The organism is Spirosoma taeanense (assembly GCF_013127955.1).
In the GTDB taxonomy this organism is placed as follows: Bacteria; Bacteroidota; Bacteroidia; order Cytophagales; family Spirosomataceae; genus Spirosoma; species Spirosoma taeanense.
The window spans coordinates 4,290,459-4,310,303 of the sequence record NZ_CP053435.1 but is presented as its reverse complement, the minus strand read 5'-3'; the positions used below and the strand labels follow the sequence as shown (position 1 = coordinate 4,310,303).

At 54.7% G+C, this 19,845-nt stretch carries 17 protein-coding genes; 9 read left to right on the top strand and 8 right to left on the bottom strand.

What is annotated here, in order from left to right:
* Positions 1-93: 93 nt before the first annotated feature.
* The 6 genes from HNV11_RS18050 to HNV11_RS18025 all read left to right on the top strand — a co-directional run bounded on the left by HNV11_RS18050 (position 94) and on the right by HNV11_RS18025 (position 7,207).
* Positions 94-906, top strand: a complete 813-nt coding sequence (locus HNV11_RS18050) for a TerC family protein (protein ID WP_171740990.1) — start codon at positions 94-96, stop codon at positions 904-906.
* A gap of 95 nt (positions 907-1,001) precedes the next feature.
* Entirely contained in the window at positions 1,002-2,495 is a 1,494-nt protein-coding gene (locus tag HNV11_RS18045; RefSeq protein WP_171740989.1) for an NADH-quinone oxidoreductase subunit N, read from the top strand.
* Positions 2,496-2,606: 111 nt separating this feature from the next.
* Positions 2,607-3,395, top strand: coding sequence for a glycosyltransferase family 2 protein (locus tag HNV11_RS18040; RefSeq protein WP_171740988.1), 789 nt, complete (start codon positions 2,607-2,609; stop codon positions 3,393-3,395).
* The gene (locus HNV11_RS18035; protein WP_171740987.1) at positions 3,361-5,304 is read left to right on the top strand and encodes an ArnT family glycosyltransferase; all 1,944 of its coding nucleotides are present in this window, start codon (positions 3,361-3,363) and stop codon (positions 5,302-5,304) included. Before HNV11_RS18040 ends, HNV11_RS18035 begins: the two co-directional genes overlap by 35 nt.
* A 450-nt stretch (positions 5,305-5,754) precedes the next feature.
* Complete coding sequence (locus tag HNV11_RS18030) at positions 5,755-6,024, top strand: ArsR/SmtB family transcription factor (RefSeq protein ID WP_171740986.1); 270 nt, start codon at positions 5,755-5,757, stop codon at positions 6,022-6,024.
* A 91-nt stretch (positions 6,025-6,115) separates the two neighbouring features.
* Entirely contained in the window at positions 6,116-7,207 is a 1,092-nt protein-coding gene (locus tag HNV11_RS18025; protein ID WP_171740985.1) for an alkene reductase, read from the top strand.
* An 85-nt stretch (positions 7,208-7,292) separates the two neighbouring features.
* On the opposite strand, the gene purQ is transcribed toward HNV11_RS18025, so the two are convergent.
* The 6 genes from purQ to ahcY form a co-directional block, all read right to left on the bottom strand.
* Positions 7,293-7,979 carry a phosphoribosylformylglycinamidine synthase subunit PurQ gene (gene purQ, locus HNV11_RS18020; protein ID WP_171740984.1) on the bottom strand — a complete coding sequence of 229 codons (687 nt, stop codon included), beginning with the start codon at positions 7,977-7,979 and terminating at the stop codon, positions 7,293-7,295.
* 127 nt (positions 7,980-8,106) lie between these two features.
* On the bottom strand, positions 8,107-9,030 hold the full coding sequence (locus HNV11_RS18015; RefSeq protein ID WP_171740983.1) for a bifunctional metallophosphatase/5'-nucleotidase: 924 nt from the start codon (positions 9,028-9,030) through the stop codon (positions 8,107-8,109).
* Positions 9,008-9,751, bottom strand: coding sequence for a 5'-nucleotidase C-terminal domain-containing protein (locus tag HNV11_RS18010; protein ID WP_171740982.1), 744 nt, complete (start codon positions 9,749-9,751; stop codon positions 9,008-9,010). Before HNV11_RS18010 ends, HNV11_RS18015 begins: the two co-directional genes overlap by 23 nt.
* 77 nt (positions 9,752-9,828) lie before the next feature.
* On the bottom strand, positions 9,829-11,514 hold the full coding sequence (locus tag HNV11_RS18005; protein ID WP_171740981.1) for a M1 family metallopeptidase: 1,686 nt from the start codon (positions 11,512-11,514) through the stop codon (positions 9,829-9,831).
* Between the two features lie 49 nt (positions 11,515-11,563).
* Positions 11,564-12,712 (bottom strand): hypothetical protein, encoded by a 1,149-nt coding sequence (locus HNV11_RS18000; RefSeq protein WP_171740980.1) that lies wholly within the window; start codon positions 12,710-12,712, stop codon positions 11,564-11,566.
* A 238-nt stretch (positions 12,713-12,950) separates the two neighbouring features.
* The gene (gene ahcY / locus HNV11_RS17995; protein ID WP_171740979.1) at positions 12,951-14,267 is read right to left on the bottom strand and encodes an adenosylhomocysteinase; all 1,317 of its coding nucleotides are present in this window, start codon (positions 14,265-14,267) and stop codon (positions 12,951-12,953) included.
* 191 nt (positions 14,268-14,458) lie between these two features.
* Between ahcY and HNV11_RS17990 the strand changes: the two genes are divergently transcribed.
* Positions 14,459-14,950 (top strand): GNAT family N-acetyltransferase, encoded by a 492-nt coding sequence (locus HNV11_RS17990; RefSeq protein WP_171740978.1) that lies wholly within the window; start codon positions 14,459-14,461, stop codon positions 14,948-14,950.
* 3 nt (positions 14,951-14,953) lie between these two features.
* On the opposite strand, the gene HNV11_RS17985 is transcribed toward HNV11_RS17990, so the two are convergent.
* Together HNV11_RS17985 and HNV11_RS17980 are read right to left on the bottom strand one after the other, a co-directional pair.
* A complete protein-coding gene (locus HNV11_RS17985; protein WP_171740977.1) occupies positions 14,954-15,619 on the bottom strand; it encodes a GDSL-type esterase/lipase family protein in 666 nt (221 codons plus the stop codon).
* A 14-nt stretch (positions 15,620-15,633) separates the two neighbouring features.
* Positions 15,634-16,944, bottom strand: coding sequence for a UDP-N-acetylmuramoyl-tripeptide--D-alanyl-D-alanine ligase (locus HNV11_RS17980; RefSeq protein WP_171740976.1), 1,311 nt, complete (start codon positions 16,942-16,944; stop codon positions 15,634-15,636).
* 108 nt (positions 16,945-17,052) lie between these two features.
* On the opposite strand from HNV11_RS17980, the gene HNV11_RS17975 reads away from it, so the two are divergent.
* A complete protein-coding gene (locus tag HNV11_RS17975) occupies positions 17,053-19,323 on the top strand; it encodes an FG-GAP-like repeat-containing protein (protein WP_171740975.1) in 2,271 nt (756 codons plus the stop codon).
* 107 nt (positions 19,324-19,430) lie between these two features.
* Positions 19,431-19,802: a hypothetical protein gene (locus HNV11_RS17970; RefSeq protein ID WP_171740974.1), complete on the top strand. Its 372-nt coding sequence runs from the start codon at positions 19,431-19,433 to the stop codon at positions 19,800-19,802.
* Positions 19,803-19,845: the final 43 nt, after the last annotated feature.

Below are 19,845 nucleotides of genomic sequence, written 5' to 3'. Positions count from 1 at the left end.
TATTGCAGACCGGTCTTGATACCGTAATTTTGACCCGAACCAGCAAGGCCACTCTACATAAACCAGTCCTGCGGCTTCGATTTCTGTCCTGTTATGAGCGACCTATTTACTGCCGAATCCATCATCAGCCTGTTGACCCTGACGTTTCTGGAGATCGTTCTGGGTATTGACAACATCATTTTTATCTCTATTGCGGCCAATAAACTCTCTGCCGGCGAACAGCCCAAAGCCCGGAACATCGGTTTGATTCTGGCAATGGCATTCCGGCTGCTGCTGCTGCTGGGTATTTCATTTGTTATCTCCCTGAGTAAGCCGTTTACACATGTCGATACGGGCTGGTTCAAAGCCGCCCTGACGGGTCAGAGCCTGATTCTGTTCGCCGGGGGACTGTTCCTGCTCTATAAGGCTACGTCCGAAATCCACCACAAGCTGGAAGGGGCCCCTGAAGGGAACGAAACAGGCAGCACCAAAGGCCGCGCAACCATCGGGAGCGTGGTTGCGCAGATTGCCGTGACTAACATCGTTTTCTCGATTGATTCCATCCTGACGGCTATCGGGCTGACGCAGAACGTAGCGATCATGATGATCGCCGTTATTGTATCGGTTGTCATTATGATGTTCTTTGCCGGACCCGTTGGCCGGTTTGTCAATGAACACCCTACGATTCAGATGCTAGGTCTGGCGTTTCTGATCATGATCGGTTTCATGCTCGTTGCTGAAGGTGCGCACCTGTCGGAGGTAGTCGTCTTCAAGCAGGAAATCGGAACGGTACCCAAAGGTTATCTTTACTTTGCCATCGCGTTCTCGCTGCTGGTCGAATTCCTGAATATTCGTCTGCGCAAGAGCCAGAACCCGGTCCAGCTGCGCACTTACGACGGGCAGCCCCGGCAAGATGGATTACTTTAATCCAAACGAATATGAGCAAAGCAGGCAAGACGTGAACGGTTGAAGATGGCCGTCCTTGCCCGCTTTGCTCATGCCTACCTGACCCTACGTTTATTTTGACGCTCGCTGATCAACTCATTGATATTCTGAACAGCCTCGGTGGCTTTGGCCCCGAGATCTGGCTATCGGCTGCCTTCTGCGGACTGCTGCTGGTAGAGCTGCTGCTGCGATCGGTCCCGGATCGGGCGCGTCGGTGGGTTGCGGTATTGAGTATTGTCGCCGTGGGTGTTGCAGGTGTATGGGCGGTGCTGCTGCCGACCCGTGGGTTTTTGTTCATGCACCTCCTGTTTGTTGACAGGCAGGCAATTTTTTTTCAGGTAGTGGTTGCTCTGGGTGCGGTGTTCGTTATATGGTATGAAATCCTCACGCTGCCGAAGCGTCTGCCGATCGAATGGTATTCCCTGCTCGTTGCCATGACGCTGGGCCTGTTTCTGATGACGCTGTCGGTCAATCTGCTCAGCATCTATCTCAGCATTGAACTGGTTTCGATCTGTTCGTACCTGCTGACGGCCCTTACCGCCGACCGTAAGGCTTCGGAGGGGGGGATCAAATACCTGCTTTTTGGCTCTGTCAGCTCGGCGGTAATGCTTTACGGGATGTCGCTGCTGTATGGTATGACGGGTACCTTCGATCTGACCGCTGATGTCTTCGGCGCTGAACTGGCCCGGCAGGACGGAACCGTGGCCGCCGTAGCGGTTCTACTGACGCTGGCAGGTCTGTTGTTTAAGCTGGCGGCCGTTCCGTTTCACGTCTGGACACCGGATGCGTACGAAGCCGCTCCCGTTCCGGTAGCGGCTTTCTTCTCGGTTGGCCCAAAGGCGGCCGGGGTGCTGGTCCTGATGCGGCTGGTGACAGCTCTGCCGATGCAGACGGCCTCGGCAGGGGCCACTATGGCTTCGCTGCAGAAACCTTTAGCGGTGCTGGCCCTGGCAGGGATTCTGATCGGTAACCTCTCGGCTCTGCGGCAAACCGATGCCAAACGGCTGCTGGCCTATTCAACCATTGCGCACGCGGGCTTTCTGCTGGTTGGCGTGGTGGCGCTGAACCAGGCCGGTTTCGAAGCGGTGCTGTTCTATGCCGGTACCTACCTGTTTATTTCGCTGGCTGCTTTTTTCCTGGTTGACCTGCTCGCCCGCAGCAACGGCAGTGATCTAACCATCCGCCATTTTGCCGGGTTAGGGCCTAAGCATCCGCTGCTATCGGTAGCCCTGACCGTCGTGATGCTCGCCCTGACGGGCCTGCCGCCAACGGTTGGCTTTACGGCGAAGCTTCTGTCGTTTTCGGCGCTTTTCGAGGCTTACCAGCAAAGCGGAGAAGGCTGGCTGCTGGTTCTCTTCGCCCTGGGTCTGCTCAATGCATTGATCTCGCTGGTTTATTACCTCAAAATACCTTTTCTGCTGTTCTTTCGCTCAGGGCCTGCTCAGCCCGATTCGGCACAACCCGCTCAGGTGTCGGGGGGGGCTGTCTGGCTGGCTATTGGGTTAACAATACCGATTATCGGATTATTTATAAAACCGGACTGGCTGCTTGAATTGGTAACAGGTTGGTGACATATCTACTTATGAATCAACACCTTGTTTGCTATTTTTCTGATTAGGGTGTGTTGGACATTCCAACGCGGAAGGTTATCTTTAGCTGTTTGACCTTCCCTTTTTACCCCTATGAAGCTATCTGTTGTTGTACCTGCGTACAATGAAGAGCGAACAATACGTAATTTACTGGAACGTGTTGTAACCGCACCTCTTCCCGAGAATGTAGACCTTGACATTATTGTGGTGGATGATTGTTCGAAAGACCGAACGGGCGCCATTGTTCAGCAATTTGCCGATACGCATCCGTCGTTACCCATTCAGTACATTCGCCACGCCATCAACCAGGGTAAAGGAGCCGCCATCCACACCGGTATCCGCCAGTGTACCGGCGATTTTCTGATTGTACAGGATGCCGACCTGGAGTATGACCCCCGCGAATACGGTTACCTGCTGCAACCTCTGCTCGAAGACCGGGCCGATGTCGTATATGGGTCAAGGTTTATGGGTGGGCAACCGCACCGGGTTCTTTTCTTCTGGCATTCGATTGGCAATCAGTTTCTGACTCTGCTATCGAATATGTTCACGGACCTGAATCTGACGGACATGGAAACCTGCTACAAGGTGTTCCGGACCGCTATCATTAAACAGTTGCCGCTGCGTGAACAGCGATTTGGTTTCGAGCCGGAAGTGACGGCTAAACTGGCCCGCGTACCGGGTATCCGCATTTACGAAGTCGGTATCTCCTATTATGGCCGGACGTATGCTGAGGGCAAAAAGATTAACTGGAAAGATGGCTTCCGGGCTATCTACTGCATCGTCAAATACAATCTGTTTGTTCGTCTGAGACCCGGTCAGACTTCATCTGTCGACCAGCCTTTCCCGTATGCAGTTACTTCTACCGCCGATAGTATTCGGTAGCCTGTGGTTTATTCAGGCATCCCGCTACCGGCAAAAGAAGGCTGAAGCACCGGTTCGATCTGGGTTGTTAACTGCGTCATTACTGTGGGTCACCTTGTTGATTGGCCTGACCGAAGCGCTTAGTTACGGAGCCCGGCTGAACGCTTCAGTTCTGGGCTGGGCATGGACAGTGGCTGCGGTAAGCTGTGTGGGCTGGGCAGGTTTTGAGTGGGAACGAACTGGCGGACCAATCATCCGGCGGTTCAGGGTTAACGGGCCGGAACGCGTCTGGCTGGCTGCCGTGGCCGGAATCAGTACGTTCACTCTGGTAACGGCGCTGGTTTATCCACCCAATAATTTCGACTCGCTGGCGTACCACCTCGGTCGGATTAGCCACTGGATGCAGCAGCAGAGCGTTCGGCCGTTTGCCACGCATCTGGAGCGCGAGCTGTACCAGCCTCCGCTGTCGGAGTGGATTATGCTGCACACGATGCTGCTGAGCGGCTCAGATGCGTTTGTGAATCTGGTACAGTGGTCTTCCGGGCTGGGGTGTCTGGCTGCGCTCTCGTTGCTGAGCAGGCAACTGGGGGGTAATCGCACGACACAGGTAGCGACCGTTTTTGTAGCGGCAACGATCCCGATGGTTATTCTGCAATCGTCCTCAACGCAGAATGATGTCATCGTGTCGTTTTTTTTAATTACGCTGGTTGTGTACCTGCTGCGGTATTATCAACTTCAGCAAACCGTTGATCTGATCTGGGCGGGCCTGGCTCTAGGGTGTGCATTCCTGACGAAAGGGACCGCCTACCTGTTCGCTGCCCCCATCCTGCTTACCTGGGGTCTGCTGGAAATAGCCCGGCTGATGAAGCCTGGTTTTTTACGGCCGCTGATACGGCTCACTGGCGCTTCGATGCTTATACTGGGGCTTGGCCTGTTGCTCAACGCGAGTCATTTCAGCCGGAACCTGCGGGTCTATAACAATCCGCTGGCTAACAGCGAAGAGCAGAGCCGATATACTAATGAGTTATTTACGCCAGCGGCACTGCTGTCGAACGTTAGTCGGAATCTCGCCCTGCACTGCCAGGTTCCGCTGGCAAGCTGGGTAGCGCAGCATAGCGTTGAAACGCTGCACGATTGGCTGGAACTCCCGGCAAATGATAGCCGCACAACCTATGGCGGAACGATTTTTGATCTGCCCATGCTCGGAAACAACGAAGACAATGCCGCTAATGCACTTCACCTGCTCTGGCTGACGGGCTGCGTAATCTGGCTGTCCCGAACCCCTGACCGGCGATCGTTTCGGCTGCTGGCCGTACTGGTATTCGGTATATTTCTACTGTTTTGTGCGTATTTGAAGTGGCAGCCCTGGCATAGTCGTCTGCATACGACACTGTTTCTCCTGGCATCACCTATTGGTGGGCTGGGACTGGCCGCTGCGGTTCGTCATCGCCCGGTCGTCGGGCGTTACGTGGCCGCTGCGCTGGTCGTATCGGGCGTTTGTTTTGCGCTGACCAACCCCACGCGGCCCCTGCTGACCTTACCGCCACTCACCCAGCCGGTTTCTTTTTTGAACAGTCGGTCGGATAACTATTTCGTGAACGATCGGAATCTGTTGCCGTTTCAGCGATCGATCACCACGTTTCTTAATCAACAGCCGGACGACTCGCTCCGGGTAGGGTTGCTACTTGGGGAGAACGACTGGGATTATATCTGGTATCAGCCCTTAAAACCGTCGATCCGGTGTTATCATATACGGGTGCGTACGCCTAGCCGGAAGCTGGATACTCAGCCACCGGTCAACTATATTGTATCGACCCAAACTCTGGCTGATACCCTGATTTATAACCAACAGGTGTTCGGGCGGATGAGCCCGAAACAGGATAAATTGTCGCAATGGCCCGCGCTGTTTGCTCCCCGGCGAATTAGGTAAAAATAGCCAGTCGGCTCATTCGCTACGATCCATTGAATACCAAAATTTTGGGTAGCCTTCAGGAGAATTAATCACAGCTTAACTGGCCGGCCTGGTTTACGTTAAGCTGGTAAAACAGGCTGTATGGATGATCAGGATTCGCGGCCAATTCGTCAATCAATCCCTTATCAGCGCGATCAGCGTAGTTTTTAGAACGTCTGCCAATCCGAATCGTTACTAAAGTATCGGGCGTAAAGAGCAGCGTAAAAAATTCCGGGCTCTACAGGTTGGCAGCAGGAAGTCGCAACTTTGCTGAAAACATATGAGTAGATACCGAAGTAAGTTTGATTTGTTATGTAAAAATATCAGTATAGTTTTGGATAATATCTTTTAGCACGTTGCTGACGTAAACTGTGTCATGCGTTTGCAGCAGCTGCTTAAGTTATTTGAAGCGTTTATCTGGAGAATTGAATGGAAAATCGTTTCGTTGAAAAAGCCACGGGCGCCATCGCCGATAAGTATCGTCTGTCGATTCTGATGGAGCTGTCCCGGAAAGGAACCCTGACCTGCACCGATATTCAGGAGTTAACCGGTTTATCGCAGCCCTGCGTATCGCACCACGTTAAACAGTTGACCGAAAGCGGCCTGGTTAATGCGCAGAAAGAAGGCCGGAATCTGCACCTGACCCTGAACAAAACGTCGTTACAGCAATTATCGGGCTTCCTCGAAAAGCTGGCTTAAAAATTTATCCAAATACATTTAAACTTTTAAATGTATTATTAGGTTGTGCTTGCGAGATCAAATCCAAACCCGTTTCACGACGGACTTGCTTATGGCACAAAAACTTTTTTCGGAAGCGCAGTTAGGCCTGCTGACTCTTCAGAACCACATTGTAATGGCACCGATGACCCGTAACCGGGCTACGACTAGCCACGACGTAACAGACATTATGACGACCTACTATGCCCAGCGGGCAGGAGCAGGTCTGATCATTACAGAAGGTATTGCGCCTTCGGCCAATGGCAACGGCTACGCACGGGTGCCGGGGCTATACACGGCTGCGCAGATCGCCGGCTGGAAGAATGTGACCGACGCGGTTCATGCGAACGGTGGTCGCATTTTCGCCCAGCTGATGCACACCGGTCGTATCAGCCATCCGGTTAATATGCACGAAGGGGCCGAAGTTATTGCGCCATCGGCGATAGCCGCTGCTGGTCAGGTTTATACCGACACGCATGGCATGCAGGACCACCCGACTCCCCGCGCTCTAACGACGGAAGAAGTCAAACAAACCATTCAGGAGTTTGTGCAGGCGGCAAAAAACGCTATTGAAGCCGGTTTCGATGGGGTTGAATTACACGGCGCCAACGGCTACCTGATCGAGCAGTTTCTGCGGCCGAGCAGCAATCAGCGCCTGGATGAATATGGCGGCTCGGCGGAAAACAACGCCCGGTTTGCTCTCGAAATTGCTGAGCAGGTATCTCAGGCCATTGGCAAAGAGAAGACCGGTATCCGGTTGTCGCCCTATGGTGTCTTCAACGATATGCCGTATTCTCCTGAAGACGACGCGATCTATCATTACGTCGCCGAAAAACTGTCGGACTACGTCGTGTATGTTCACCTGGTAGATCATGCTTCGATGGGCGCACCCGCCGTTGACCCGGCAATTGTCGAAGCCATTCGGGCCAATTACAGCGGTTCGCTGATTCTGAGCGGAGGCTACGACGCGGCTCGTGCTGAAGAAGCGCTGCAAAGCGGCCAGGCTGATCTGATCGCGTTCGGACGGCCGTTCATCGCCAACCCGGACCTGGTTGAACGGTTGAAAAGCGGTGCCGAGCTAAACCAGCCCGACTTCACGACCTTCTATACACCCGGCGAAAAAGGCTACACCGATTACCCGGTTCTTGAAGAAGTCAACAGCTGATTAATTCCAGACATACATGCAAAATGCGTAGGGCCGAAAACTGGAGTTTTCGGCCCTACGCATTTTGAGCTATTCAGCTATTTTCTTAGACCAGCGCTACTTTCAGCATCTGCTCCAGAATAAGCCGGCCGTCGGTGTTGCCCAGCGCCGGATCGGCCGCCCGCTCGGGGTGGGGCATCATACCGAACACGTTCTTCTGCGCATTACAGACGCCCGCAATATTGTCCAGACTGCCGTTCGGATTGGCGGCTTCGGTGATAGCGCCGTTCTCGTCGCAGTAGCGGAACAGCACCTGTCCGTTATCGTTCAGTTGCTTGAGCGTATCGGCATCGGCAAAGTAACGCCCTTCGCCATGCGCCATTGGAATTTTATAGGCCGGACGATCCAGATCTGCCGTCAGCAGAGCGTCGGGCGACTGGGGAGCCAGATAGATATTTTTACAGATATATTGCTGGTTCGTGTTGCGCAGCAGAACGCCGGGCACCAGATTAGCCTCGGCCAGAATCTGGAAGCCATTGCAGAACCCAATCAGATAACCACCCCGGTTGGCATGGGCAATGACTTCGTTCATGATGGGCGAAAACCGCGCTACGGCTCCCGTACGCAGATAGTCACCGTAGGAGAAGCCGCCGGGCAGGATGATAAAATCGCAGCCCTGCAAGTCGTGATCTTTATGCCAGAGTTTGACGACCTTCTGGTCCATCAGTTCCAGCGCGTCCACTGCGTCCTGATCGCAGTTAGAGCCGGGGAATACTACAACGCCAAATTTCATTCTGTAAAAGTAAGAAAATTGTAGATGGATTGGAAGCAGAGCCGTTCTGATTCCAATCCGAACAAGCCAACAAACGCTGGTAAATCAACTATTTAGGCCAGTAGAACTGGAACTACCCTGAACGGGACTACTTAACTTCCACCGCCTGACCGGCTACGGTGGCTTTCCCTCGCTCGAACGTAAGGTCAAGCCGACCGAGGTTAATTCCGCCAAAACCAACCTGATTAATCCAGACCGGCTGTCCGTCGCGGTTGTTGACCGCTACCGGCGCATCCAGAAACGTATGCGTATGACCGCCGATGATCAGGTCGATATTCCGGCTCTGTGCGGCCAGAACGTTGTCTGAAACGGCGGGCTCCGTGTACTTAAAACCGAGGTGCGACAGGCAGATGACGTAATCACATTTCTGATCGTTACGTAGCCGGGCTGCCGTGTCGTTGCCGATCTCTACCGGATCGAGGTATTTGGTTTCCTTGTACAGATTGTCGGGGATGAGTCCATCGGGTTTGATCCCGAGGCCGAATACGCCCACCCGAATCCCGTCTTTAGTAAAGACTTTATAGGCTTCGGTTCGGCCATCCATGACCGTATTTTTAAAGTCGTAGTTTGCGATGAGGAACGGGAATCTGGCCTTGCCGAACTGGTCTCGCATGTTCTCCATGCCGCCGTCGAAGTCGTGGTTGCCGATGGTTCCGGCATCGTAACCGAGCTGGTTCATCGCCAGGATTTCGGGTTCGCCTTTGTAGAGGTTGAAGTAAGGCGTTCCCTGAAAAATATCGCCCGCATCGAACAGCAGTACGTTTTTCTGCTCGTTTCGGATGCGGTTAATGAGCGTTGCCCGTCGCGCTACGCCACCCCGACCCGCGTTACGTCCGCCATCCAGGGGGAACGGGTCCAGCCGGCTGTGTACATCGTTGGTATGCAGAATCGCCAGTGAAGTCGGCTGGCGCTGGCCGGTGCTGGCAAGAACGTCGGGCATGACGGAGCCAACCACGGCCGCTGTACCCATGAATTTAAGAAACTGGCGTCTATTCGAGCGTAATGCGTCCATCAGCTTGTGGATTGAAAGGCTGGCCTGATTTACCCTGCTGGCGCAAGTACTCAATCAGGGCGTCGCGGATGAGATAATTCACGTTGTCGCGTTGCGTGATAGCTTTCAGAAACCCCGCTCCGCTGCCACCATTGGCAATATAATCGCTCATGGCAACGGTGTAGGTCTGGTCGGGCTGGAGCGTACGGCCGTTCGTAAAGGTTACGGACCGCACAGCTTTGTTGTTGATAACGGCCCGGATACCACCTACCACGAGTGCTTCGTCGTTGGTGGCAAAGTGGTCCAGAAACTGCTGCAACTGCTTACCCGTCAGGGTCAGCACAACCAGCTGATTGTCAAACGGCATTACTTCAAACACGTTGCCAACCGTAATATTGCCCGCCGGCAGACCGTTGCGAATACCGCCGTAGTTGAGATGCGACACGTCGATAGCTTTGCCATAGCGCTGGCTGGCCTGCTTCAGGAGGGCATCGGCCAGCATGTCGTCCAGAGCCGACTCGGGCGAGCGCTTCTCCAGCGGCTGCGACAGTCGGACCAGCACTTCGTTCATGCTTTTGTCCAGGCCCTGTTTGTAGGGCTGCAGAAAGCGAGTAACGCTGCTATCGGCCGGAGCCGCCACCGAGTCGACAACAATGCGGTTGGCGGTTCGGCTGGTGAGGTGATAACTGGACTGGCAGGCCGACAAACCAGCGAGAACCAGGTATAAAAGAGTTTTTCTCATAAGCTTCCGCAAGTTCGGAAGGTCTGGTTAATTGTCGATGAATTCGTCGTACTAAAACTAACGTTACGTAGGTTGGCCTATTCGACCGCCACCGTCCGAACATGGAACAGACCCGTATCCGGGTTAACCGTTAAGCCGTCGCCGGTTGCGTTCAGCTTCATACTTTGCCACTCACGGGTTGGCTGAATTGTCCGCCACGCGCCTGTTCCGGTTCGCACCTGTACCGGCAGGTTAAAGCCATTAACATCGGCTACCCACCGATAAGTCAGCGTCTGGTCGGCGTGGTCTTTGGCCGAAACCTTACATTCCAGCGTTGGCAGACTCGGGTAGCGCAGATACTGATTGAACAAAGGCCGCAGATCCTTGCCGGTTCGCTGGCACAGAAAATCAATCACTTCATCGGTATAAACAATCGATAAGCGTTTTTCGATCGCTAACGCCCGAATGGCTGCGAACCAGTTGGCATCGTCGCCAACGGCGTTACGTAGCGTATGTAGCATCCAGGTGCCTTTGTAGTAAATGTCGGTGTCCATCTGATCGGCATTTACGCCCAGCGGCCCCAGCATCGGGTACTCGTTTTTGATGAGCTTACGTTGCTGGTTCAGGTAGTCGATGGTGCGGGGCAATCCGTGCTGGCACTCCATGTAGAGTGCCTCGGCATAAGTCGTAAACGACTCATGAATCCACATCTCGGCGTGGTCGGCGCAGCTCAGGCTATTGCCAAAATACTCATGCCCGCTTTCGTGGATGATAATGAAGTCGAAGCCGAAAGCGTTGTTCCGGTATTTGTTGCCATAGGCCACGGCGCTCTGGTGTTCCATGCCCCAGTAGGGGGCTTCGACCAGCTTGTACCCGTCCTGCCCGAAGGGGTATTTGCCAAAATGCATTTCGTAGCAAGCCAGCATAGGTTTGACCTGCTCAAAATGCTGGCGGGCTTTCCCTACGTTGCCGGGCAGCACGAAATAATCCAGCGCCAGTTTCTGCCCATCGGCCGCCGTATAGGTATCCGATATATGGGCGTAGTCGGTGATATTGAGCGTAACGTTATAGTTGTTGATGGGGTAATGCACGAACCATGTCCACTCGGTTTGCTGACCGCTCCGGGTCGGTTTCTGGCTCACAAACTTTCCGTTTGACACGCAGGTGAGTCCCTTCGGAACACGGCAGCGGATGCGCATCGAATCCGGTTCGTCGGCCAGGTGGTCTTTGCAGGGCCACCACAGACTGGCGCCTGTTCCTTCGCAGGCCACCGTTACCCAGTCAGCGTTCCGGGCTGTTGTGGTGTCTTTACGCCAGACAAACCCGCCATCCCAGGGTGCGTTTCGGGCGATCTGCGGACTGCCCGCATACGTAATCGTCAGTTCGCCTACCTGCCCAACCGGCAGAGCGTCGCTCATCGTAATAAAAATGGCGTTACCATCGCGCCTGTATGCGAGCGGTTTTGAAACGCCGTGGCGATCCGGCTGCGTGATCGACAGAACGCGCATATTGGCGAACAGATCAACCTGCATCCGGCGCATGGGCTGCACGACTTTGTAGCGAATCAGATTACTGCCCGTAATGGATTTGGTAGTAGGATCAACGCTCAGACTAAGGTCGTAGAATAGCACATCATAGCCTGTCCGTTCGGGACGCAGGCTACCGCGGAGGGAGTCGGCATGGGTGAAGTGACGCGAAGAAAGCGATGTCGGCTGGGCCAGTCCGTGCAGGGCCAACAGAACAACGATGAAAAAGCCACAGGCGGCTTTACCAAATACGTTCATGAACGGCTTTTGAAAGAAGAACGCCGTAAAGATCGCAAAAATTCACGGCCTAAATCAGGTTACCCGGTAGGCTGATGAGGGTGCGTTCGGGCTTGTAGCTTACTTTTCGAAGCCGCCCGAAGCCGCCTATGCCGATCTGCAGGTTGATCATACCCCCAGACACCGCCCTGGGTGTGAGCAAGGGACTATAGGAAAGTTTGGTGCGTACGAACCAGAAGCTATCTTCCGAGCGGTCGGACCGGCGCGTATTGTCGCCAATTTTCAGGTCGAGCATCAGTCCGGCCGCTGGTGCATGGCTGATGAATGAAAAACCTTTGTAACGCTCGTCGCCCCGGTCCTGCGGGGTAAGCTCGAGCAGGCGGTAACCGAGGTAAGGAATCAGCCGACTGCGGGGTGCATCATGCACAATCCGGCCCAGCCCAATTTCGAGCAGGGTTGGCCTGACGCGCATGCCTGTTTCCCAGGACGAATTCTGATAGGAAAAACCCGAACGCAGGGTTGCGTTGTACAGGGCTGGATAGATCAGCAGCATCGTTCGGCGGAAGGCAATATCGAGTCCGTATACCATCCCGGTCGACGGACCGAGGGTTTGGGTCAGTGGCCCAACCGGCAGAGCACCCCCTCCGCCGAAGAAGATCCCATACCCGATTTTCGACGACCGGTAGACCGTAACCAGGTCTGGTACGTCGTAGAGCCGCTGCACGACCTGCTGCTGCCAGCGCTGCAACGCTTTCAGGTCGTCGCCCCCGCCGGTTTCAGCGCGAAACCGATTGACCTCGGCTCCCAGTTCGGCATTAGTCAGGTACTCGATCTGCTTGGCCTGTTCCTTAAAGTGCCGGTCAGCGCGGAGATTGATCAGTTTGGCTTTCATCAGCCGGGAGTGAATCTCTACCAGATCGAACAAAACCTGATTATAGGCCAGCGTACGTTCGTTGCGGGCCGTTTCGGACACCCACGACAGATTTCTGAACATCAGGCAGTATGCTTCGACGGATGGTCGGCTACCAATTGTCGTCGGTCGTACATCATAACCGAGCTGGTAATAAAATTCGGAGCCCCCCAGACCCGGTTGCGACGGGCTATGAAAGTCGCTGAGTTGCAGCCGTCGGGTTGCACTCCAGTGCAGCGTATCAATCGCTGCCTGCTGGGCAAAGCTGAGCAGGGGCGACAGAAGCAGCAACAGGAGCAGACGGTTCATGGACTGGAAGGTGGTAACTGGGCATAAAGGTAGTAACAGGAAGCATACAGCGGCAATATGAGCCGTAACAGAAGCCGAAGAGCGATCTACGAATTACGCTGGATTGTCTGGGTTAAAAAAGTCTGGTAGTCAATTCATAGCCCGGTTGTTTGTTGGATTCAAGTATAACAAAATATAGCAAAAAAAGGCGCGGCTCCGTTTCCGAAGCCGCGCCAGGGTACGCTAAACAGGAACTCGTTTAGTAGCGGTACATTTCTGACTTGAACGGTCCGTCAACCGTTACACCGATGTAATCAGCCTGTTCCTGCTCCAGCGGCTCGAGTTTCGCGCCAACGTGAGCGAGGTGCAGAGCCGCTACTTTTTCGTCCAGCTTTTTCGGCAGAACGTACACTTTGTTTTCGTATTTTTCCGAGTTGGCCCACAGCTCAAGCTGCGCCAGCGTCTGGTTCGAGAACGAGCACGACATCACGAACGAGGGGTGACCCATGGCGCAGCCCAGGTTCACCAGACGGCCTTCGGCCAGTACGATGATCTCTTTGCTATCAACTTCATACATATCGACCTGCGGTTTGATCTGGCTCTTGGTGTGGCCGTAATTTTCGTTCAGCCAGGCCATGTCAATTTCATTGTCGAAGTGACCGATGTTGCAGACCACGGCTTTGTCGCGCATAGCCTTGAAGTGCCGGTCTTTAATGATGCGGACGTTGCCCGTTGCCGTAACGAAAATCTGCGCGCGGGTAGCGGCCTCGTCCATCGGTACCACTTCGTAGCCGTCCATAGCCGCCTGCAGAGCGCAGATCGGGTCAATTTCGGTAACCAGAACCCGGCAGCCAGCGCCCCGCAGCGATTCGGCGGAGCCTTTGCCTACATCGCCGTAACCGGCCACAACGGCCACCTTACCGGCCAGCATCAGGTCCGTCGCCCGGCGGATAGCGTCCACCAGCGACTCGCGGCAGCCGTATTTATTGTCAAATTTCGATTTCGTTACCGAATCATTGACGTTGATAGCCGGCAGATGCAGCGTACCGTTCTTCATCCGCTCATACAGCCGGTGAACGCCTGTGGTCGTTTCTTCCGACAGCCCTTTGATCCCCTGAATCAGTTCAGGATAAACGTCGAAGACCATGTTGGTCAGGTCGCCCCCGTCGTCGAGGATCATGTTGAGCGGCTGGCGCTCTTCGCCGAAAAACAGCGTCTGCTCAATGCACCAGTTGAATTCTTCTTCGGTCATGCCTTTCCAGGCGTACACGGGAATGCCAGCGGCAGCGATGGCGGCAGCGGCATGGTCCTGCGTCGAGAAAATATTACACGACGACCAGGTAACTTCGGCACCCAGCGCAACGAGCGTTTCGATCAGAACGGCCGTCTGGATGGTCATATGCAGACACCCGGCGATGCGGGCACCTTTGAGCGGCTGCGACGGCCCGTATTCGGCGCGAAGGGCCATCAGACCCGGCATTTCGGCTTCAGCAAGCCGGATTTCCTTGCGGCCCCAGTCGGCCAGTGCGATGTCCTTAACCTTATAGGGGACGTAAGCAGACGTTTGTGTTGACATGATTGATCAGTCTAAACGGTTTACGGATTGTTGTGTTGAAAAAGAGTAAACCGAGGCTTTCTTAATAAAGTGCAAAATTAGACAACACACCTCAGAAAGGCTAATTTAATGATCCCAATTCAAGCAAACGGTATTTTTGACGACGTATTCAAAAGCATCTTCCATTAACCTCTGTCAACGCACTGATAGCTATGCCGGCTGTATCTATTATTCCATACGAACCGCGTTTCCAGCCCGATTTCAAACGACTGAATATCGAGTGGATTTCGCGTTACTTTACCGTAGAACCCCACGATCTGGAACAGTTAGATTACCCCGAAATCTATATTCTGCCTAAGGGCGGCCAGATATTTCTGGCCCGGCAAGAAAATGCCCGGCAGGGAGATGCTGAGAATAACGATGGAATTGTTGGCTGCGTAGCGGTAATCAACACCGGTCCGACTGGATTTGAACTGGCTAAAATGGCCGTTTCGCCTTCCGTGCATGGGCAGGGCATCGGCAAACTATTGGGCCAGGCCGCGATTGAATACGTCCGGCAACTCGGTATCGATACCCTCTGGCTCGAATCGAACCGAATGCTGATGCCCGCCCTGACTTTATATGCCCGTCTGGGTTTCCGGGAGGTTCCGCAGGTACCGACTCCCTACGCCCGGGCCAATATCCGGATGGAGATGCAGTTGTAAGTTCTATTTCAGATACGGCTTCAGCACTTTTGCCCAGCGCTGGTAACCTTTTTCGGTCATGTGCAGGCTGTCGGAGCGGAACAGATCGCCTTCGGGCTGCCCGTTGGCCTTCAGCATAACCGGACGGATATCCACAAAATCGGTGTTGCGCTGGCGGGCCAGAAACCGGCTGATGAGCCGATTGGCTTCGTCAACTTCGCCAAAATACTGCCGACGCGAAGGGCTGGGTTTGATGGCGATGAACGTAAAGGGAACGTTCGGGAGCTTTTTGCGGACGTAATTGAATAGGCTGACGAAACGCTCGTAGGTCTGCTGGGCCGATTGCTTGCCCGAAGCAATGTCGTTCTCGCCCGCATACAGCACGATTTGTTTCGGCTGGTAAGGCAGGATAACCCGGTCAACGTAACGTAGTACGTCGCTGAGCTGGGAGCCGCCGAAACCTCGGTTCAGAATGGTTTTGTCCGGGAAGTATCTGGACAGGTCGGTCCAGAAGCGAATCGACGAACTGCCCGTGAACACAATCGGATGCTGGGGTGGGGGCGAGGTCCGGTCGGCCTGCTCGAAGGCGAGAATTTCCGACTCGAACGGTGGTTTTACAGATTGGGACTGCGCCTGAGAAAAAGCGGTCAGGCTACTCAGCAATAGGATCACACATCCGGCAAACTTCATGAGGTAGAGGGGTTTTAAATGAACTGTACAACGGATTCCAGACTGATGCCCCGGGAGCCTTTAATTAATATATGCGTATCGGTCATGGGGTTGTCCATCACCCAGTTATGAAGCGAAAATTTATCCGGGAAATAATAGGCTTTGGGTAAGGCGCCCAGCGCGAATTTCATGTCTTTTCCCGCCAGGATAACCAGATCGAAGTTGCTTTCGGCAATGAGCTTGCCTAGGGCCGCGTGTTCGGCTTCGCTTTCCTCGCCAAGCTCAAACATATCCCCCAGAATGACCGCTTTACGCCGGGCGGGCATGGCGGCAAACTGCCGGATGGCAGCCACCATCGAGCTTGGATTGGCGTTGTAAGCGTCGAGCAGCACTGTGTTGGAGCCTTTCTGAATCAACTGCGAGCGGTTGTTCGTCGGGTTATAATCAGCGATGGCGCGATTGGCTTCTTCGGGCGATACGCCAAAATACTGCCCAATGGCCAGGGCCGCCAGCATGTTGTCGAAGTTATAGCGGCCCGGCAGATGCGTAGTTACTTCGCGGCCGGCCGCATCGCGGTAAATAACCACCGGCGATTCCTGAAGTAATTCGATGGGGTCGCCCGGATAGAAAATGGCTTCGGCGAAGGTAGTTTCGGAACGTAACGTTTTCAGGCGCTCGCGGTACATGGCAGTCAGGACGGTATCGCGGGAGTTGATAAAAACCGTTTTTCCGTTCCGAGCCAGGAAGTCATACAACTCGCCCTTACCCTTCCGAACGCCTTCAATACCACCGAACCCTTCGAGGTGGGCCTTGCCTACGTTCGTAATCAGGCCGTAAGTAGGCTGGGCAATGGAGCAGAGTAGTTCAATCTCTTTCTGGTGGTTGGCCCCCATCTCGACCACCGCTATTTCGTGCTGCTCATTGACGGCCAGAAGCGTAAGCGGGACGCCAATGTGATTGTTGAGGTTGCCCGTTGTGGCATAGGTGCGCAGGTTTTTCGAGAGTACGGCCGCAATCAGCTCTTTGGTGGTAGTTTTGCCGTTGGAGCCCGTCAGGCCGATGATGGGAATCGTCAGCGTCTGGCGGTGGTATCGGGCCAGGTCCTGCAAGGCCAGTAAACCATCGGTCACGAGCAGGCAGCGGTCTGGCATACGCTCAGCGACAGCAGGATCATCAATAAGGGCATAGCGCGCACCCGACGCAATCGCCTGTTCGGCAAACTGATTTCCGTCGAAATTTGCGCCTTTAAGCGCCACAAACAGGCAATCCGGCGTAATTCGGCGCGTGTCGGTCGAGACACCGGTGCATTCCTGAAATTTATGGTAGAGTTGTTCGGTTGTGAGCATCACAAACGGCTAGGATTCATCGTTGTAGAAAGGCGCGGCTTCGTTGGCTATCTACCTGTCGATTCGGCCTGAATTTGCCGAACCGCGCCCGAAATTGCTCAAATATAGATGAAAAAGGCGTTTACGCTCGTTTGCTGCCTGTTCGCCAGTGCTGGATTTGCCCAGTCGACGACCAGGCTGTTTTCCTTTCAATACGATCAACGGCCAACCGTCAGCCTGAACGGGCGAACGCTGCTCAATCCATGGGCCGGTGGCCTGAACGCGACCTTGTACGCTACGCTGCGGCTCAACGACGATGCCCGCGAGGATTTGCTGGTGTTCGACCGGACTACCCGAAAAGCCAGTACGTTCGTGGCCATCGACAACCCGACGGGCAGCGGGATTGCCTGGCAGTACGCGCCGGAATACGAAACGGCGCTGCCGCCCATTGAGGACTGGATGATTCTGGTGGATTACGACGGCGACGGAAAGAAAGACGTTTTTACCCTTGGTGCCAGCAACGTTCGGGTGTACCGCAACGAATCGCAGAACGGCCGACCGGCCTTTCGGCTGGTCGCCAATCCGCTCATGACTGAAGGCTTCAGTGGTGCGCAGCCCCTGTACGCTTCGTCAACCGACCTGCCAGCCATTACGGATTTCGACGATGATGGCGATGTGGATGTGCTTTCCTTTGACCCGACCGGTAATCTGATTGCGTTCCAGCAGAACATGAGCGTCGAGCGAACGGGTAAAAAAGATGGCCTGGACTTCAAGCGGATGAGCTGCGAGTTCTGGGGCCATTTTCGGAAAGAGTACTGCAACGACTTTACGTTTGGTATTCCCTGCAACGGGGTAGTCGGCATGGCCCAGCCCGGCGCTATGAAGGCTTTACCGGCCCAAACCTCAACAAAGGGAGCCCGGCCCATGCATACCGGCAATACGCTGACCGTTCTGGATGCCGATGGCGACGGGCGTAAAGACCTGCTCTTTGGGTTTGTTTCCTGCCAGAACATCGCCCGGCTGCGCAACACCGGCACCAACGACGCAAATGCAAATTTTACCAGCTTTGATAGTCTGTTTCCGGCCCAGAATCCCATCCGGTTTCCGGCTTATGCAGCCGCCTACTGGGAGGATGTAGATGGCGACGGACAGAAAGATTTACTGGCGTCGCCTTACGTCGATTTCAACGATAATCAGACCTTCGATTTTCGGGCGTCGGGCTGGTTTTACCGAAACGCGGGGACGAGTCAGAAGCCGGATTTCCGGCTGGTGCAGAAAGATTTTCTGCAGAGCGAGATGCTCGATCTGGGCGAGAACGCGGCCCCGGCTCTGGCCGATCTGGACGGCGATGGCGACGCAGACCTGCTGGTGGGTTACAGCGGCCTTCGCAACGGAAGTCAGTACCGGGGCGGTATCTGGCAGTTTGAAAATAAAGGCACCGTGCAGAACCCGGCGTTCGTGCTGGTCACGACCGATTACCTCGGTCTCTCGCAATCGCTGACGCTGACGGATGTCCTGCCGGCCTTTGCCGATGTGGACGCCAATGGCAGTCTGGACCTTGTTGTGACCGGAACGGGCGCTCGTAGCGTGGAGATGCGAGCGCTGCTGAATGTTGCTCCCAAAGGCGCGGCTGTCCGCTATGATCTGGCGACGGCTGTACGCTGGCCAACGCCCGACCTGATGATTCCGGGCGACCGGCCTACGCTGGCGGATGTGGACCGCGACGGACGCGTTGACCTGCTCATCGGCAAAAGCTCCGACGGAACCATCCATTATTTCCGCAATACCGGAACAGCCGCCAGTCCGGTGTTTCAGTTGCAAAACCAGGCTTTCGGTGGCTTTACAACGGATAATTCGTTTCGTATCCGGGCCCGGTCGCTGGTGGTCGCCGACCTGAACGGAGACCGTAAAGATGAACTGGTGGCAGCCGGCAATAACGGTAGTGTCCGGATATACCAGTTCCCCGACCGACCCGATCAGTCGCTGACGCTGCTGGATTCGCTGCCGGTGTTAGGTTTACCCGGTATGGGCCTGATTGCGGCTGCTGCCGATCTGGACGGCGACCAATCGCCCGACCTGATGCTGGGCAGCAGGGGTGGTGGGATTCGGTATTTACGAAACACCTCGCCCAAGGTTGTCATCACCGGACTGCCCGAAGAGCCAACGGGCCCGTGGGCGTTTCCGAACCCGACCGACCGCTTCTTGACAGTTCGCTCACCCCACGATGGTCGTCTTGAACTCCTGTCGCTATCGGGGCAGACTATGTTACCGGTGCAGACCGTTCGCTCGGGTGATGAAACGATTCTGGACGTGAGCAGCTTACCCGACGGAACATACCTGCTGCGGCTGTCGGCCGACAGCCGCCCGGCACAGGTACAGAAAGTAGTCGTCTGGAAGTAGCGAAAACTCTTTTGAGAATTGGTGGTTAGTGGTAGCACAGACCGGAAGGCCGGATAATGCTGTTACGCAATAAAGCAGGTGAACGCCTGCGCTACCACTAAACCGTTATGGAAAATATCAATAACAACAACTCCGATCAGCAGCGGGTTGACCAGAACTCGGGCGGGCCGCTGGAGGGAATGTCGCCCCAGAATACGAACATGCCCGACAACAATGAGGAAGAAGACGTTGTTGCCTATGCTGGCCTTGGCGTGAATAATGAGCCCGACGTCATGAATCCGGGCGATCAGGAAGCAACGGATACCCTCCTGTATACCGATACGGCCACCGCCCGCCATGCGACCGACGAAGTGTCGAACAACGAAGACATGGACGATCTGCCCGAGGATCTTCTGGACGACGATTTATCAGATGACGATCTGGATCAGCAGATTTCGGAACTCACTGAGGAGGAAAACGAAGGAAACGAGCGGTATTAGCCAGTAAGGGGTTTGTCTGTTCGGAAACAGCCGGACAGACAAA

Bases quoted from the DNA above. Each gene is read 5' to 3' on its own strand.
- HNV11_RS18050 (WP_171740990.1), top strand. From the start codon at position 94: ATGAGCGACCTATTTACTGCCGAATCCATCATCAGCCTGTTGACCCTG.
- HNV11_RS18040 (WP_171740988.1), top strand. From the start codon at position 2,607: ATGAAGCTATCTGTTGTTGTACCTGCGTACAATGAAGAGCGAACAATA.
- HNV11_RS18035 (WP_171740987.1), top strand. From the start codon at position 3,361: ATGCAGTTACTTCTACCGCCGATAGTATTCGGTAGCCTGTGGTTTATT.
- HNV11_RS18030 (WP_171740986.1), top strand. From the start codon at position 5,755: ATGGAAAATCGTTTCGTTGAAAAAGCCACGGGCGCCATCGCCGATAAG.
- HNV11_RS18025 (WP_171740985.1), top strand. From the start codon at position 6,116: ATGGCACAAAAACTTTTTTCGGAAGCGCAGTTAGGCCTGCTGACTCTT.
- purQ (WP_171740984.1), bottom strand. From the start codon at position 7,979: ATGAAATTTGGCGTTGTAGTATTCCCCGGCTCTAACTGCGATCAGGAC.
- HNV11_RS18015 (WP_171740983.1), bottom strand. From the start codon at position 9,030: ATGGACGCATTACGCTCGAATAGACGCCAGTTTCTTAAATTCATGGGT.
- HNV11_RS18010 (WP_171740982.1), bottom strand. From the start codon at position 9,751: ATGAGAAAAACTCTTTTATACCTGGTTCTCGCTGGTTTGTCGGCCTGC.
- HNV11_RS18005 (WP_171740981.1), bottom strand. From the start codon at position 11,514: ATGAACGTATTTGGTAAAGCCGCCTGTGGCTTTTTCATCGTTGTTCTG.
- HNV11_RS18000 (WP_171740980.1), bottom strand. From the start codon at position 12,712: ATGAACCGTCTGCTCCTGTTGCTGCTTCTGTCGCCCCTGCTCAGCTTT.
- ahcY (WP_171740979.1), bottom strand. From the start codon at position 14,267: ATGTCAACACAAACGTCTGCTTACGTCCCCTATAAGGTTAAGGACATC.
- HNV11_RS17990 (WP_171740978.1), top strand. From the start codon at position 14,459: ATGCCGGCTGTATCTATTATTCCATACGAACCGCGTTTCCAGCCCGAT.
- HNV11_RS17985 (WP_171740977.1), bottom strand. From the start codon at position 15,619: ATGAAGTTTGCCGGATGTGTGATCCTATTGCTGAGTAGCCTGACCGCT.
- HNV11_RS17980 (WP_171740976.1), bottom strand. From the start codon at position 16,944: ATGCTCACAACCGAACAACTCTACCATAAATTTCAGGAATGCACCGGT.
- HNV11_RS17975 (WP_171740975.1), top strand. From the start codon at position 17,053: ATGAAAAAGGCGTTTACGCTCGTTTGCTGCCTGTTCGCCAGTGCTGGA.
- HNV11_RS17970 (WP_171740974.1), top strand. From the start codon at position 19,431: ATGGAAAATATCAATAACAACAACTCCGATCAGCAGCGGGTTGACCAG.